General features: G+C 41.3%; 13 protein-coding genes. 3 read left to right on the top strand and 10 right to left on the bottom strand.

Annotated features, from left to right (window positions below; translation table 11 throughout):
- Positions 1–16: 16 nt before the first annotated feature.
- From NL111_RS03730 to NL111_RS03695, 8 genes are all read right to left on the bottom strand, one after another.
- On the bottom strand, positions 17–2,632 hold the full coding sequence (locus NL111_RS03730) for a glycoside hydrolase family 38 N-terminal domain-containing protein (RefSeq protein ID WP_285110503.1): 2,616 nt from the start codon (positions 2,630–2,632) through the stop codon (positions 17–19).
- An 84-nt stretch (positions 2,633–2,716) separates the two neighbouring features.
- A complete protein-coding gene (locus NL111_RS03725) occupies positions 2,717–3,163 on the bottom strand; it encodes a PTS sugar transporter subunit IIA (RefSeq protein ID WP_002831272.1) in 447 nt (148 codons plus the stop codon).
- A gap of 24 nt (positions 3,164–3,187) precedes the next feature.
- Positions 3,188–4,699 (bottom strand): PTS fructose transporter subunit IIC, encoded by a 1,512-nt coding sequence (locus tag NL111_RS03720; protein ID WP_285110501.1) that lies wholly within the window; start codon positions 4,697–4,699, stop codon positions 3,188–3,190.
- Positions 4,700–4,908: 209 nt separating this feature from the next.
- Positions 4,909–5,727, bottom strand: coding sequence for a rhamnulose-1-phosphate aldolase (gene rhaD, locus NL111_RS03715; RefSeq protein WP_285110500.1), 819 nt, complete (start codon positions 5,725–5,727; stop codon positions 4,909–4,911).
- A gap of 23 nt (positions 5,728–5,750) precedes the next feature.
- The gene (locus NL111_RS03710) at positions 5,751–7,022 is read right to left on the bottom strand and encodes an L-rhamnose isomerase (protein WP_220444404.1); all 1,272 of its coding nucleotides are present in this window, start codon (positions 7,020–7,022) and stop codon (positions 5,751–5,753) included.
- Between the two features lie 23 nt (positions 7,023–7,045).
- Positions 7,046–7,360: an L-rhamnose mutarotase gene (rhaM, locus tag NL111_RS03705; protein WP_002831267.1), complete on the bottom strand. Its 315-nt coding sequence runs from the start codon at positions 7,358–7,360 to the stop codon at positions 7,046–7,048.
- Positions 7,361–7,375: 15 nt separating this feature from the next.
- Complete coding sequence (gene rhaB / locus NL111_RS03700) at positions 7,376–8,833, bottom strand: rhamnulokinase (RefSeq protein WP_285110586.1); 1,458 nt, start codon at positions 8,831–8,833, stop codon at positions 7,376–7,378.
- 25 nt (positions 8,834–8,858) lie between these two features.
- Positions 8,859–10,124 carry an MFS transporter gene (locus tag NL111_RS03695; protein ID WP_002831265.1) on the bottom strand — a complete coding sequence of 422 codons (1,266 nt, stop codon included), beginning with the start codon at positions 10,122–10,124 and terminating at the stop codon, positions 8,859–8,861.
- A gap of 118 nt (positions 10,125–10,242) precedes the next feature.
- On the opposite strand from NL111_RS03695, the gene NL111_RS03690 reads away from it, so the two are divergent.
- Both NL111_RS03690 and NL111_RS03685 read left to right on the top strand, forming a co-directional pair.
- The gene (locus NL111_RS03690; RefSeq protein ID WP_002831264.1) at positions 10,243–11,217 is read left to right on the top strand and encodes an AraC family transcriptional regulator; all 975 of its coding nucleotides are present in this window, start codon (positions 10,243–10,245) and stop codon (positions 11,215–11,217) included.
- A 151-nt stretch (positions 11,218–11,368) separates the two neighbouring features.
- Positions 11,369–12,490 (top strand): NAD(P)-dependent alcohol dehydrogenase, encoded by a 1,122-nt coding sequence (locus NL111_RS03685; RefSeq protein WP_285110499.1) that lies wholly within the window; start codon positions 11,369–11,371, stop codon positions 12,488–12,490.
- 85 nt (positions 12,491–12,575) lie between these two features.
- Here NL111_RS03685 and NL111_RS03680 read toward each other — a convergent pair whose 3' ends face one another.
- Entirely contained in the window at positions 12,576–13,214 is a 639-nt protein-coding gene (locus NL111_RS03680) for a hypothetical protein (RefSeq protein WP_128737134.1), read from the bottom strand.
- A gap of 178 nt (positions 13,215–13,392) precedes the next feature.
- Positions 13,393–13,989, bottom strand: coding sequence for a recombinase family protein (locus NL111_RS03675; protein WP_004165333.1), 597 nt, complete (start codon positions 13,987–13,989; stop codon positions 13,393–13,395).
- 394 nt (positions 13,990–14,383) lie between these two features.
- Between NL111_RS03675 and NL111_RS03670 the strand changes: the two genes are divergently transcribed.
- Positions 14,384–15,553: an iron-containing alcohol dehydrogenase gene (locus tag NL111_RS03670; RefSeq protein WP_004165638.1), complete on the top strand. Its 1,170-nt coding sequence runs from the start codon at positions 14,384–14,386 to the stop codon at positions 15,551–15,553.
- The last annotated feature ends 117 nt before the right edge of the window (positions 15,554–15,670 follow it).

Below are 15,670 nucleotides of genomic sequence, written 5' to 3'. Positions count from 1 at the left end.
TGATTCACTCATATACTCATCTCGCTATTTTAAAGGTCTTCACCTCTCCCGGTTGGAAGCTAATTTTTTCAATGCTTGCCGCATAGCCTAAATCTTTTCTAATCCGCCCCGAGAAATCGGTTTCATTTATATAATACTGCTTATCGAGGTTAATGAGTTGATCAATTTGAACTTTTTGCTTGTTTAAATTAACTACTCGAATTAAATCTGCTGTTCCATCAATGCTTTTTGTTAAGCTACTAAAGGTGATTCGCCGGTCAACCAATTCAAAAAATGGTTGTGCTTTAATCGTATTTTTTAGCGGGTGCATCACAAAGTACTTCAAAGTGTTAGTAAACTGATTTAAATCTTGGGCTTGATAGTTCGGATTAGTCACCGCATACTCCATAAACTCTTTACTTACCTCAGCTGGATCAAACTGTTTGCTAATGTAAGTTGCCCATTTAAAATGCATTTCCTTTTGTAGCTGGCTATCTGGTGTAGGAATATAGGTAAATTGATTTCCAGACGCTACTCCCGGACGTCGGAGCAAATCTGGACGCCCCAAGTAACCTACTGATCTAAACAATGTTAAAGCTACTCGATCATTTTGAGCGCCCGTAATCTGATATTCTTTGATCCCCTTTGTTAAGAAGCTGACACTACGTTCATCATCGTGTACGTTAACGTAGTGGATCATCGGAAAAATGGCCGTAGGTTCTTCGTGATAGCCAATTGCTTGCCAATCCTTTAAGTGGGGATCCACTACTGGCCTTTCAATATAGCCAAAACCAGTGTCCGCGTAAGAGGCCTTAGCATAAATGTTAGTGCGATTAATCACTCGCATGCGATGGTCCTTGGCCTCGTTATGAATTTGTAATTCATGATTAATCCGACCACTTCCGTCTAACTCGAGCTCTAACTGGTAGTTGATTTGTTGATTTCGCAAGTTTTCTGCCCGTGCTGCTAAGTCAACCGGAACTGCCCAGGTTCCTTGTAAAATTAATTGGCTAGTTACCCGTCCTTTACGGGTAGTGACCGCAGCGTCTTTAAAATCTAAACGATAAACTTGGTTTTTGTAAGCCGGCGAGTAATCATAAGTATCCCCTTCGTCTCCTCCGTCTTCAATATACATAAAGTCTTCAACCAAAGTTTGATCATTTAAATTAGTCAAGTTTAGCTTTCCATCAACCCATTCAATTTTAAAATGGTTATCACTAATCGATTTGTCCGTTGTATTTTCTAATAATGCGGGTACGGCTTCACTAGCGACAACATCAAAAGATTGCCACTGTAGTGCCGGAAGATTTATTCGCGCGCTGCAGTCAATTTTGTAGTAGAAATCATCATCTCGGTACGCACTAGTATCCCGCTTAATTTGCCCATGATATTCTTTGGTGACTTTTTCAACGTCTACCGTTATCTTTTGATCGTCCTTCATTAGCTTAAAGGCAAGGTTCTTTAGTGATAATTGGAACTTAACTCGTTTAGTTATTGGATATGGCAACGTATTAAAGAAAGTAATCGTATTTTCTCCATAGTTCACGTCTGACTCAGTAATTTTACGAGTAAGGTAATCAACAACCGAATAAGATAATTGATCCGCCTCTACCAACCGTGCCAAAATCATCCGATTTGTTTTATCGCTATTACATCCACCAGCGCTATCGTGAGCATGGTTGCGCACGATTAATTTCCAAATTTTATCTAGCAAAGCTTTTTTATAAGGGATACCTGCACGTTCAGCCATTGCCATCAAAGGTTCTACTTGGTAGATCATTCGTCTTTCTACTTTATCATTAAGATATTTTTGGTCGTACCTAGACGAATAGATTGAGCGGTGAATTTTCGACACGGAAGGATCAATAAATTCTCCCGTAACCTGATCCAATTCATTCTGATGCTGCTTTAGATCCTGAAAATATTTAACATAATTACTTTCAACTAACTTTGCATCGTCAAGTTGTTGATTATAGAAGCTAATTCGTTCTTTTAAATTAAAATCAACATACCGTTGATCGCCCCCCACCGGCAATGGGACGTCGTCGACACTAGCGCCTTGAACTACCGTAGTCATCATGTTTTTGGCGTCGTCATCTTCAATTAAACCGACCCCAACAAAGTATCCGTTCTTGATGTTAGCAACGCTAACTTGTGAGCCGTCTTCTGACTTCCAAATAAATTCACGGTTAGCAGTCTTTTCTTTCGGCAGCCCCCGCCAAAAAACGGCGTTTTTAATGTTCATTCCGTTATAAATTTTAGGCATATCCGCACCTTGCCCAAAGGAGTCCGGCAAATATCCAATTGGTTGCGCTCCTCCTAACCGTTGCGCCATTTTCATTCCTAAACTTAAGTTACGAACAATTGATTCGCCGGTGATAATTAGTTCATCCGTTTGGGTATACCATGGCCCAATAAATAGTCGACCTGCGTTAACCCATTTTTTAATTTCCTTACTTTTTTCTGGATAAGCATCTAAATAATCATCTAGAATACTCATTTGCCCATCCAATAGGTAGTAATCGACTTTTTGCGCTTGTAAAGCTGCGAAAACTTCGTCCATGTGATAAACAAATTGAATCAATGCTTCATCTCTCGTAAAGTACCATTCAAAATCCCAGTGGGTATGATGAATTACGTGTATTTTTTTCATTACTACTCTTTCTCCTAAACCTAATATTTTTAATAAAAAAGAGGCTGAAAGATGTTTCCCAGCCTCCACTTTTTGGTTATGGAACTATATTTCATTAATTGCTTGAGCTAAAATGTCTGGGTCATCATTTTCTAAAATTATTTTAGTAAAATCTTCGTCCATCAGCTTTCTAGCAATTTTACTTAAAAGCCGTAAATGTTCCTTAGATCCTTCTTGAGGAATTGATAGCGCAATCGCTACTTGAACTGGCTTTTTATCAAGTGCGTTCCATTCAATTTGGTGATCAAACTTAATTACGAACAGTCCGGGACGTTTTACACTTGCGTCATTACTATGAGGAATGGCAATTCCGTTTTTAAAACCCGTAGTAGTCTCTTTTTCTCGATTCATTAATCCCGTAAAAAAACTGTCTACAGAATCTGCATATCCCAGTTTATTAACGTGTTCCGCAATGGCATGAAAAGCCTCTTCTTGAGTTTGGCTGTCATGATCAAACAAAATATTTGCTTTAGAAAAAACATTTGCATCCATATAAATGTCAATTTCCTTTCACTTTTAATCTTCTACCGCTTTAGCCGCTTCAATAACGGCATCGCTTCTCGTAAATCCGATAATGACAGCGGTGACCGCAATTCCCACACATACACAGAGAATCCAAGTGATGAACGGAACTGGTTGTTCAATGTAACCAATAAAGGTTCCCAGTGGCGAACCAATTCCCCCATAGAACTTGCATCCGGTTAGGGAAACTAACCCACCCGCAACGGCTGATCCACATACGTTAGCAATAATCATTCGAATTGGATCCGCAGCTACAAATGGAATCGCTCCTTCGGTAACTCCCACTAAGCCCATTCCTAGAGCTGCACCGGCAGCCGCCTTTTCGTCTTTAGAAAACTTCTTCTTCCAAATTACGGAAGCTAGCCAAACTCCGAGCGGTGCTACTGAAATTGCAGCTTGGGCAGCTGTCTGAGGAACAAAGTTGGCATGTGTAGGTCCGTATTTAGCCATTGTATCCGTAAACACTGCCGTGCCAAAAATTAAGGCCGTCTTGTTTACTGGGCCACCTAAGTCGAAGCCCATCATCGCACCAATTATTGCGCCTAAAATAATTGGTGCACTTGTTGAGTGCGCATTAATCCAATTTAGCCAGGAGTACAAACCGTCCATTCCCGCAGCTATCGGACTACCAATCAAGTAAAATACCACTAACGAGATAAACAGCGTCGCAATCACCGGAATAATCATAATGGGTACAATCGGTTGAATTATTTTTGGCCATTTAATTTTTTTAAGTGCTTTAACAAAGTAACCAACAATAAATGCCACTAATAAAGCCGCAATAAATCCACCGCCCGCTTTTGCGTGCAACAGTTCCGCGTCGTTTGCAATATATGCTCCAATCATTGCCGGTGCCATGGCAGGCTTATCAGCAATCGACATTGCCACAAAACCAGCAAACAATGGAATCATTAATTTAAAGCCAACTTGTCCTACCTGGAACAAATTTGACATCAATAACCCCATTTGAGTATGGTTATCAAATCCCCATTTAACAATCCGTCCCGCACTATCTCGTTGAAATGCGTACAAGTTCGCAATCGTTAAAATTAATCCCGCTGAGATTACCATCGGAATCATGTACGAGATCCCGGTCATTACGTGGGTAAAGAAACCATTCTTCTTATGGTCGTTACCAATTTTGATTTTACCGACCTTAGTACCTTTCTTCCCAAAAACTTCTGCTTTGGCAATTGCGTTTTCAATCAAAACCGCTCCATCATCAATCGCCTCGTTCGAATCGGTTACGTATAATCGTTTACCGGTGAACCGAATTGGGTCAATCTTAATGTCGGCTGCCACGATTACTAAGTCCGCAGCTTGTATATCCGCTTCGGTTAGTACGTTTTCAGCCCCCATTGCCCCGTCTGTTTCTACCTTAACTTGGTCTCCGCGAGCTTTAGCTGCTTTCTCAATTGATTCCGCAGCCATATATGTATGCGCAATTCCAGCTGCACAAGCCGTTACCGCCACAATTTTCATTGGGCCCTTACTACTTTTTTGCATTATTTTCACCTCCATCACAACTGTAAAACGCTTCCATTGTTTTTGCAATTGTTTTCATATATATGGGTATTTATTTCGAAATTCTTGCAATTTGTGAAAATAATTTCAACAAAAAGTGACTAACACCAACTTTCTACTACATAAAAGATTGTCTAAAAGCAAAAAAGGAATTGAGTCTTTTAACTCAATTCCTTAGAAAAATTTTTAACCTAGTCTTCCAGATATTCCTCGCGCAAACTCAATCCAAACCTTTGTGCTAAATCCCGAAAATCTTGGTCGGTAATCTTTTGAAACATTTGGCCACCTTGTGCTTGAATCGCCGTATATACGAGGGCTGATTTTTCAACCGTTTCCACTAGTCCATACGTCTCATCCAAAGAGTCCCCGGCCGCAAATACTCCGTGATGCGGCCAAACTACTACATGGTGGTCCGCCATTTTTGTTGCAGTAGCTTCTCCAATTGCGGTAGTTCCTGGGCACATATATGGAATTACCCCAACACCTTCTGGGAAAACCACGATTGATTCGGGATGCATCTGCCACAAAGTCCGACTCAATAATTTTTCTGACAATGGCAAAGTAAAAGTCATCGCAATTAAGTTAGTCGGATGGCAATGCATAATTACGCGTTGTTCGGGATCTTGTTTTAACCGCGCAAGGTGACTCATTAAGTGGGCCGGAAATTCGCTGGTTGGTTGGCCACCGTCGTTAAAGCCCCATTTAATCGCCACACTTTGGCCATCCGGATTAATTTGGATCAAGCCCATGTCTCGTTCAGGATACTCGGTAATATTTTTAAAGTACCGTCCCGTACCGGTAACTAGATAATATTTTCCAGCCAGGTCACTTGCATCGAAATCAATGGCGACAGTCCGGAGGGTTTCAGTAACGTCGCTAAATGCGCGCACTTCTTCCGTCGTTAGTCGCAAGCTGACGTTACCCCCGTTGCGTTCGTCCCAACCGTGTTGGTATAAATTCATCGTGGTTTGTTTCATTTCTTTCACGTATTGTGAGTCAATAAATTTCATCGTTTCCGCCTCTTCTATCAATCTTATTTTTGATCCCGCGGGAATTGAACTTTTTGTTCATAATCCCGGATATTTGCGAGCCAATCGGTGCCCACCGGCACGTCGTTGCGTAAACAAAATTCGTCCCAAACTGCCCCAAATGGATAAGATTTTAATTCTTCCGTAACTGCCAAACGTTTCGTAAAGTCGTAATTTAATTCGGCTTCCTTCAAGTCATCAATTGGGGTTAAAAGCGCTTGTAATAATGCCTTCTGAGTTGCCCGAGCTCCAATTACCCAAGCAGCCACCCGGTTAATGGTAGCGTCAAAGAAGTCTAAGCCAATGTTGGTCCGGTCTAGTTCTTGATCACGAACCAACGAACGCATAATCCGGATCAAAGCATCGTCAAAAATCACCACGTGATCACTGTCCCAACGTACCGGACGCGAAACGTGCAGCATCAACCCTTTCCCAAATGGCAGGAAGGCTGAGAATTTATCCGAGACATCTTCGGTTGGATGCCAGTGTCCCGCATCAATGGTCCATAATTTACCACGACTAATGGCGTAGTTATTGTAGAAGAGGTGGGAGCCGACCGTGTAAGATTCAATTCCCGTGCCAAAGAGTTTTCCTTCGACTGCTTCAATGGTATTTTTTTCGTCATACGATTTAGCAAAAATCTTATCCAGCGATTCGACTAGCCGGAGACGCGGATTAAGCTTGTCAATCGGATTATCCTTGAAGCCATCAGGAATCCAGAAGTTGTTGACGGATTGTTGACCCAGTTCTTCCCCAAAGTAATTAGCAATTGCCCGGGATTGTTGGCCAACCTTAATCCAGAAGTCCCGGACATCTTTTTCGGGGCTGGCTAAGGTAAAGTTATGTTTAACCATTGGATGTGAGAAAAAGGTCGGGTTCATGTCTAGGCCTACGCCCGCTTCCTTAGCCCAATCAACCCAGTACTTGAAGTCTTCTGGGCCAATTTCGTCAAAGTCCTTTTTCTGGTTAGTAACTGCGTATAAGGTATGCAATGCCACCTTATGATTTCCGGGAATTAGACTTAACGCCTCCGATAAATCACCTGTTAGTTGATCCGGAGTCCGCGCCATGCCAGGATAATCGCCAGAAACCCCAATGCCCCCCGTCAATTCTTGTTCGGGATTCACAAATCCATGAATATCATCACCTTGCCAACAATGCACCGACAATTTAATCTTCGCCAGTTTAGCCAACATGGCTTCGGTATCAACCCCAATTTCGGCGTAACGCGCTTGAGCCACTTTGTACGCGTTCTCAACTTCACTTGCTTTAGTCATTTTATTTTCCTCCTAAAAATTACTTAATCTAAATGAAAGACCTCTTTTAAATCAGTGGTCACTGGGCTATTATCTGGATTAGTTTCCATCAATGGTTTCATGTAAGCCCACCATTTCTTACAGATTGCCGTCTGAGCGATTTCGTTGTACTTGGCCACGTCTGGAACTTCTAAGTAGGCAAACGTCTGTCCCGTTTTTTCGTTTAAATAAATCGAATAATTATGGGCGCCGTGTTCCTTGAGGGCTGCCTTCATCTCTGGCCAGAGCTCGGCATGCCTTTTTTCATATTCGGCATATGCATCTTTGTGTAAATACATCACTTGTCCAATTCGAATCATTGATGCCACTCCTTTCTAAATTTGGCTTGCAATAAATTGTTGGTATCGTTGTAAAATGTCGCCGTATTTACCAGTTTCCGGATAATAATGCTTTAATTTGAACGACTTGCCAATTAATTGGCGTCCCGCATTGATATTTTCCACGGCGTCCGTTGCAATCATCTGAACTAAGACGTTACCAATTGCGGTGGCTTCGCTAGGTCCTGCAATAACTTCCACATTGGCTAGCGTACTGGTAAGTTGATTCATCAAGGCGACGTTGCTGCCCCCACCAACAATGTTAAGTCGTTCGATGTGGTAGTTTAAAATTTGATCTAATTTTTGAAGCTCATTTGCGTAATATAACGATAAATTACTGTATATTGCTTGGAAAAGTTCGCCCGGCGTTTCTGGAACCGGTTGTTGAGTTTCCCGACAGTAATTTTGTAGTTCAGCCGTCATGTTTGCCGGATTAACAAACCGGGGATCATTAATGTCGATGAACTGTTGGAACGGGCGGACTGCTTCCGCTTGTTTAGCAAGTTCTCCAAAACTAACCTCATCTGCTAATTCGTGACGAACACATTGTGCAATCCACAACCCCATGATGTTCTTTAAGAAACGGTAAGTCCCGTAAGCTCCCCATTCGTTTGTATAGTTTTCATGGAAAGCAGCCAAACCATTTTCCGGAACGTTCAGCTCGGTGCCCAGCAGTGACCAAGTCCCCGAACTTAGGAATGCCCAGCGGTCACCCTGGCCCGGAGTTCCCACTACTGCTGAAGCCGTATCGTGGGTCGCTACCGTGATCACTTCAGTTTCTGGCAAATCGAATTGGCGATGCCATTTATGGCCTAAGTTGCCCAAAACCGTTCCTGATTCAACTAACCGAGGGAATTGGTCTGGAGAGACGTTAACTTTGGCCAACAAGTCTTTATCAAACAAGCCGACCCGTAAATTTAACATCTGCGTGGTGGATGCATTAGTAATTTCAGTAACTGCATTCCCAGTTAGTACATAGCCAATGTAGTCGGGAATCATCATGATTTTGTCCGTTTTAGCTAGTAATGCTCGATCAGTCTTGTAAAGCTGGTACAGCGTGTTAAAGTCTTGAAACTGAATCCCAGTTTTTTCATAAATATATTCCTTCGGCAATTCACTAGTTAGTTCGGTTATTGCCTGGGAAGTTCGCCGATCCCGGTAACTGATTGGATCTTCTAACTTCTGGCCGTCAAAACCTACTAAAACGTAGTCAACTGCCCAAGTGTCAATGCCTAATTCAATGGCGTTAATCCCCCGCGCCTTGACCTTGGTTAACCCCACGAGAATCTCGTGAATCAAATGGTCAATATCCCAACGGTCATGTCCATCTTTAAGTTTGAAACCGTTAGTAAATCGATGGACCTCTTCTAAAGTAAGCCGCCCATCCGCGGTGGGTTGAGCTAGCATCAGGCGTCCGCTAGATGCGCCGATGTCAACGGCAACGTATGTTTTCATCTTTTCCACCAACCTTCTTTTCAAACTAATCTTGGTCATTACCGTAACGTTCCTTACTAATTTGCTCTAGAGATTTTCCTCGAGTATGCGGTGTCCAAACCGTCCCAATCACTAAGGAAACAATCAATAGTGCAATCATGAAAGTTCCGGCAGCCTTAAAGCCCATGCTAGTTAAAATAGTTGGAAAAATAATTGACCATATTCCAGCGGATCCTCGCACAACGAAAAACATTACACCTTGCGAACCAGCCCGGTAGCGAGTTGGAAATAGTTCAGTAGCCCATAATGCATACCAAGCTTGTGCACCGATTCCAGCAGACACGCCCCAAAGAATTACGAAAAGCCATAAGCTAGTCCAATTCATCCCCGCATAAGTTAATACAATCCATGACGCTGCTGCCATTGCCGCCCCAACAAAGTAGAAAATTCGGTGGTTTGCTCGATCACCAAATTTAGCAAATCCGACATAGGTACCTAAAGCAGTTAAAATCCAAAGTACCGCTTGCAACAAGTTGGCTTGCATGTTGGTTAATCCCCCAACTGTTTCATAAACATACGGCATGAAGAATCCCATTGCTCCAGCAACTAAATTCCAGAACATGTAAACGCCAATCAAAAAGAGCAGTGATTTGATGTTAACCATGTTGGAAAATAGATCTTTATACGGATGGGAAGTGATCCCACTATCCTTTTCGGCCTGCTTTTGCTCTTCAAAAACTTGAGACTCTTCCAATTTGCTTTGCAAGCGCCAGGCAATAAATGCCACAATCGTTAAGAAAACGAATAAAAGCCGATTTCCCAGCAAACCAATGGGTGCTAAAATAGTCCCCGCGATAAAAATGATTGCCGGTCCCATTGACCAAGCAAATTGAGAAATCCCAATATTCTTTGCCCGATCAGTTGAACCCGATGTTTCTGAAATATAAGTCCAGGATGCAGGCACCCCAGCTCCCACAGCAATTCCCGTAATTAAAAAGCCGGTCAAAAGCATTGGAAAATTAATTGAAAAAGCAATAATGGCAGTTCCTAGCATGTAAACTAACATGTCGTAAGTGTAAATTACTTTTCGACCAAACTTATCTGATAGATGCCCACCTATCAACGCTCCAATTGCTGAACCAAACGCGTTGGCACTTAACGCTCCTAAAAGTCCCACTTGAAAACTAGAAAGGCCTAGTTCCTTTGTCCAAAATGTCAATCCACTGGCTCCAGCGACAATTGAGCCTGAATCTAAAAAATTCGTGATTGATACGGCAATGGTCGATTTCACCGATCCTTGTTCTTCACTCATTTCAATACCCCCTCAAATCATTTATATTTGCTTACATCCTGAATTGTAATCGTTTACAACGGGTGATAAAATATCCTAGTTCTTCATGAAAAGTATCATATTTACAGGAGGTATTCAGATGAATCCTAGAGCCTTGCACATGCTGTCACAAACTAATATAGTTGAGGAAAAACAGAAGATTAAGCGATCTTTTGTTGAAGACATGCCATCTTACGTTCTTCAAACTGGCGAATTAAGCGACGACAAAATTCAAATTCTAAATAACAATTTATTTAAGAATCGAGATGTTTACATTAGCCGCCACAATCGTTATGCTCCCTACCCCGCACACAGTCATACTTTTTTCGAAATGAATTACATGCTTCAAGGGCATGCTACTGAAATAGTTAATGATCAGCGAATTGAACTACAGACCGGTGATTTATTGCTTTTAGATATTGGCGCAAAGCACCAAATCGCTGCCCTAGGTGATCACGATATCTTGGTTAATATTCTTTTTAAACGACAAGTTATTAGCATTAATTTATTAAATGACATTCGTCGCAGTAATAGTATTTTGCACGATTTTTTAATTGATCGAGCCATTGACGATGCAACTGGCACGAAAAATTTTTTATTATTTAAACATAAATCCGGCCACGAAATTCCTAACGTTTTGGATAAAATTATCGAAGAATATTATTTAAAACGAGATTTTTCTAACTCAATCATTAAATCCTATCTACAAATTTTATTTGTACTTCTCGTCCGCCACTATCCCCTCGATATCGGCCAACATCCCACTAAACAACAAATTTTGGTCACTAAAATCCTTAAACAAATTGCCGAAAACTACCAAACAATTCGTCTTGATGATCTAGCACGTAAATATAAATATAGTAAAAATTATCTTGGAAACCTGTTTAAAGAAGTTACTGGAAAAACGTTCACTCAAGCAGTCACACAGCAACGTTTGATCCAAGCACGTAACTTAATTTCTTCAACTAACCTACCCATTACCGAAATCATGCATCAAATTGGTATCACTAATAAGACCTTCTTTTATAAAAAATACGAAGAATTTTACCACGGGAAGCCAGGAGACGACCGTTAATTTAAAAATTTTTTGAAAAAATTTCTTCATCTAGTGCATTATTTTTCAACTTTTTCTGAAACAAATTCACCAAATTTTCTCTTTGCAAACGCTTTCTTTTGTGAAATAATGAACCTGTTAAAATATAAAAGCACAAAGGAGATTTGTTAATATGAAAATTAAAGCAGCAGTTGTTGAAAAACAAAACGCAGATTTTATCATCAAAGACGATATTGAGTTAGCCCCCATGGGCGCGGATGATATCCAAGTGCACATGGTTGCTAGCGGGATTTGTCATTCCGACGAAGCCTTGCGAGTTGGCGACGCAGTAATTGATTATCCAATTATTCTTGGCCATGAAGGTGCCGGAATCGTTGAAAAAGTTGGTCCAGAAGTTACCCAATTTAAACCCGGCGATCACGTAGTTTTAAGTTTCTACGCTTGTGGTAATTGTGATAACTGTTTGAAAGGCATCCCTACCCAATGCCGTAATTATGCTGCCAATAATCTTTCTGGTGTACGTCCCGATGGCTCCGATCATTTCACTGAAAATGGTGAACATGTTGCGGACATGTTTGATCAAAGCTCCTTTACCACCACCACCGTGGTCCGGGAACGGAACGCAGTTAAAGTCGATGACGAACTCGACCTTCGTAAATTAGGCCCGCTTGGTTGCGGATACGTTACTGGTTCAGGAACCGTGCTTAATACTCTCAAACCTAGGCCTGGTGATACGATTGCTGTTTTTGGTACCGGGGCGGTTGGACTGGCTGCCATGATGGCTGGTAAAATTTCTGGGTGCACTAAGGTAATCGGAATTGATATTGTGGATTCTCGGCTAGAATTAGCTAAAGAATTAGGCGCTACCGACGTGATTAATAGCCGTAACGTGGACGTGGTTGAAGAAGTTAAGAAACTCACGAATGGCCGCGGGGTGAACTGGGCCGTCGACACCACTGGAATCACCCAAGTGATGGAACAATCTATCCAAGTGCTCACCCAAGGCGGAACCACCGCAACCATTGCCGTTACGCCAAATCATATTGACCTAGACACTTGGAACGACCTTTGTGTAGATGATAAGAAGATTGTGGGGGTCAACATGGGGGACTCAATCCCACAAATTGACATTCCTAGTTTAATTGAATTTTACAAAGCGGGTATGTTTGACTTTGATAAAACCGAGAAATTCTTTAAGTTTGAAGATATCAAGGAAGCTAATGAAGCATCCCGTTCCGGAGAAGTTATTAAACCAGTCTTGATTATTGATCCTGACTACGTTCCGGGAAAATAAGCTACTAAAAAATTAAAGACAATCGAAAAGGAGTTCTCAGTTTTAGGCTGAAAACTCCTTTTTGCGCTATAAAAAATTCTTTGTTTCACTTTAAATATTTTAATTCGGCTTCTCGTCGTGCCGCCACAGCATCATTGAATTCATCGTAAGACTCGTTTAAAACCATTTTACCATTGACCATCATGCGGGCAATCCACTTGTTCCCAGAAGAGTTAAAGGAAACCCCTACCACTCCTGATTGATTACGTGAACTAGCAATTACCGATTGAATTGGATTGCCATTCGGATCCCGAAAAGCATCCTTAGCTCCCATTTGAGCAGATATCTTTCGGTTATTCTTTAAACGTTCGGCGGATTTCTCCTTTCGTAAGCAACCACAACTCCTAACCTTACCATGGCGGAGCAAATAGCTTTCTGCATCCACTTTTCGGCCACAATCACATTGACAAGCCCAATAATAATTGCCTGAAGTACTTTTACGGTTGGTCCGTCCCGTCACCACTAGCCGTCCAAAGCGTTTTCCTGTTAAATCGTAGCGAACTTTTGTACAATACCCACAGCTTTTGGTATTACCAGTTTTCAAATGTTGTAAATCAACATTAGTCACCCTACCGCAATCACATTGGCAATGCCACTGTAATTTACCATTCTTAGGTGATCTAACTGGGTACTGAGCTACAAGTTTTCCAAAACGTTTTCCAGTGATATCGACACGGATTCTCATCGTAATCCTCCCCCAATTTTGGTATCTTATTTTCTGTTTGAAAGTGTCTTTTTAGGGTACACCCAAAAAAGACAACAATTATTAACGTATATAATCATTAATTCGTAACCAACTTTTCAATTTATTGTACACCAAAATGCCACTACTTACGTAAAGTAAATCCTAGACGGGGATTAGTTTATGACATTTCGGATTTGATTCGATAAATTAGGGTGCGACTAACTCCTAATTTTCTTTTAATTGCCATAATACTTTTCCCTGCTGCTAGATCGTCGCGAATATCAAAATAAATCTTACGCCGGTTAGGATTTTTAACGTCTGGGCCATATAAAACGGGCCGTCCTTTGTATACCCCGCGTTTTTTTGCTAATTCAATTCCTTGTCGTTGACGAATTCGAATTCGTTGCCGTTCTGATTCTGCTTGAAACTTCTTGGTCTCGATAAAAATGTTTTGTAGAAAGTTTCGCATATTTTCATCATCAATGTCGTCAAAGGTTGGTAAATCAAGGATAATCAGTTTAGCTTCCCGTAAATAAACTTCCATAAAAATATGAGTTAAAAACTTATTATTTCTTCCTAGCCGTTCCATCTCTAATACATATAGCTCGTCGCCAGGTTTTAAAACATCAAGAACTTTAGCAAGTTCGGGGCGTTCATTAATTGCTCCTGAAATCTTTTCTTTGTATATTCGATTAACCCCAACTTCTTTTAACCTAGCTAATTGTCGCGCAAGGTTTTGATCTTTTGAGCTCACTCTTGCATACCCGTATTTCACTTTTCTTCCTCCTTATGTTTTGACCTTTTAGGGTGTACCATAAAAAAGCACTTCAACAAAATCGTTACCATTAACAATCGCTTTAAGTACTGATTTAATCCCCTTCTTAACTTTGTTATTGGTATCCAGTTGGGGTGCTAAACCTTTTTATATTACCCGATTGCGGTTTGATTAGCAAGATAATTGATTAATTAACCGATTCTTTCTAGAGCATAATTATTTAAAATAACGAATCAACAATCCCTTACAAAACTTAAATACGGTAAAATTTGTCTACTAGATCTAATTAGTTTATCCTATAATTTTTTGTCCCCTCCCGATTGAAGCGCTTTCATTAGAGTGGTAACATTAAAGTGTACAAAGTTACTAAAGCGTACCTGAGGAGGTCCTCGTAATGAAAGAAAACTTTGATTTTTTGATGCCAAGCGTAAACTTTTTTGGCGCAGGCGTAATTAATAAAATCGGTGAACGTGCAAAAATGGTGAATATGAAAAAGCCCTTATTAGTAACCGATCGATTCTTAGAAAAAATGGAGAACGGTCCTGTAGAGCAAACCATCAGCTCACTTAAGGAGGCTCAAGTAGATTTTGCGATTTACGACGGCGTTGAGCCCAATCCTAAAGTAAGAAACATTAAGGAAGCTAAACAGGTTTACTTAGACAACCATTGTGATGGAATCATTACCGTTGGTGGCGGTTCTGCTCACGATACTGGCAAAGGAACTGGCATAATTTTAACGAACGGTGATGACATCACCAAGCTAGCGGGTATCGAAACTTTAGATAATCCGCTCCCACCACTAATTGCCGTAAATACTACCGCGGGAACGGCTTCTGAATTAACTCGGCATTGTGTAATCACCAACGAAGAAACCCATTTAAAATTTGTCGTAGTTTCCTGGCGCAACGTTCCCCTAGTTTCGTTTAACGATCCAAAATTAATGCTTGGCGTACCACCAAAATTGACCGCCGCTACCGGGTTGGACACCTTTGTACAGGCGATCGAACCCTACGTTTCGACTAACCATAATGATATTACGGATGGTCAATGCCTCCAAGCAATTCGCTTAGTTGAAGAAAGTTTACGTGAAGCAGTTGCTAATGGAGAAAATCTCGAAGCGCGGACAAAGATGGTTGAAGCTGAAATGCTCGGTGGAATGGCTTTTAATAACGCTGACCTTGGTTACGTGCACGCCATGGCACACCAGCTCGGCGGACAATACGACGCTCCTCATGGGGTCTGCTGTGCTGTATTGCTTCCAATCGTGGAACGCTTTAACATCATTGCTTGCCCAGAACGGTTTGCCGATTTAGCGGTTGCGATGGGTGAAAATATCGACGGGCTTTCCGTTCGGGAAGCTGCTGATAAAGCAATTGATGCCATGCAACAACTTAACGACGACGTAGGCATCCCGCGGAGCATCAAGGATCTTGGCGCCGATCCTAAAGATTTCGAACTGATGGCCGAAAATGCGTTGAAAGACGGCAATGCTTTCTCCAACCCACGGAAAGCTACTAAAGAACAAATCGTCGCGTTATTCCAAGCTGCATATGACGCAAAATAATATATTAATTAAACGAAAAGACGAAGCTGAATTCAACTCGAATTCTAAACTTCGCCTTTTTAAGTTAAACTTTTTTGGGGGAGCAACACATCATTGTTAAGGGTTCTAAACGCTTTT

The organism is Pediococcus sp. AC40, assembly GCF_030252485.1.
Lineage (GTDB): Bacteria > Bacillota > Bacilli > Lactobacillales > Lactobacillaceae > Pediococcus > Pediococcus acidilactici.
This window is presented reverse-complemented; position numbering and strand designations above follow the sequence as displayed.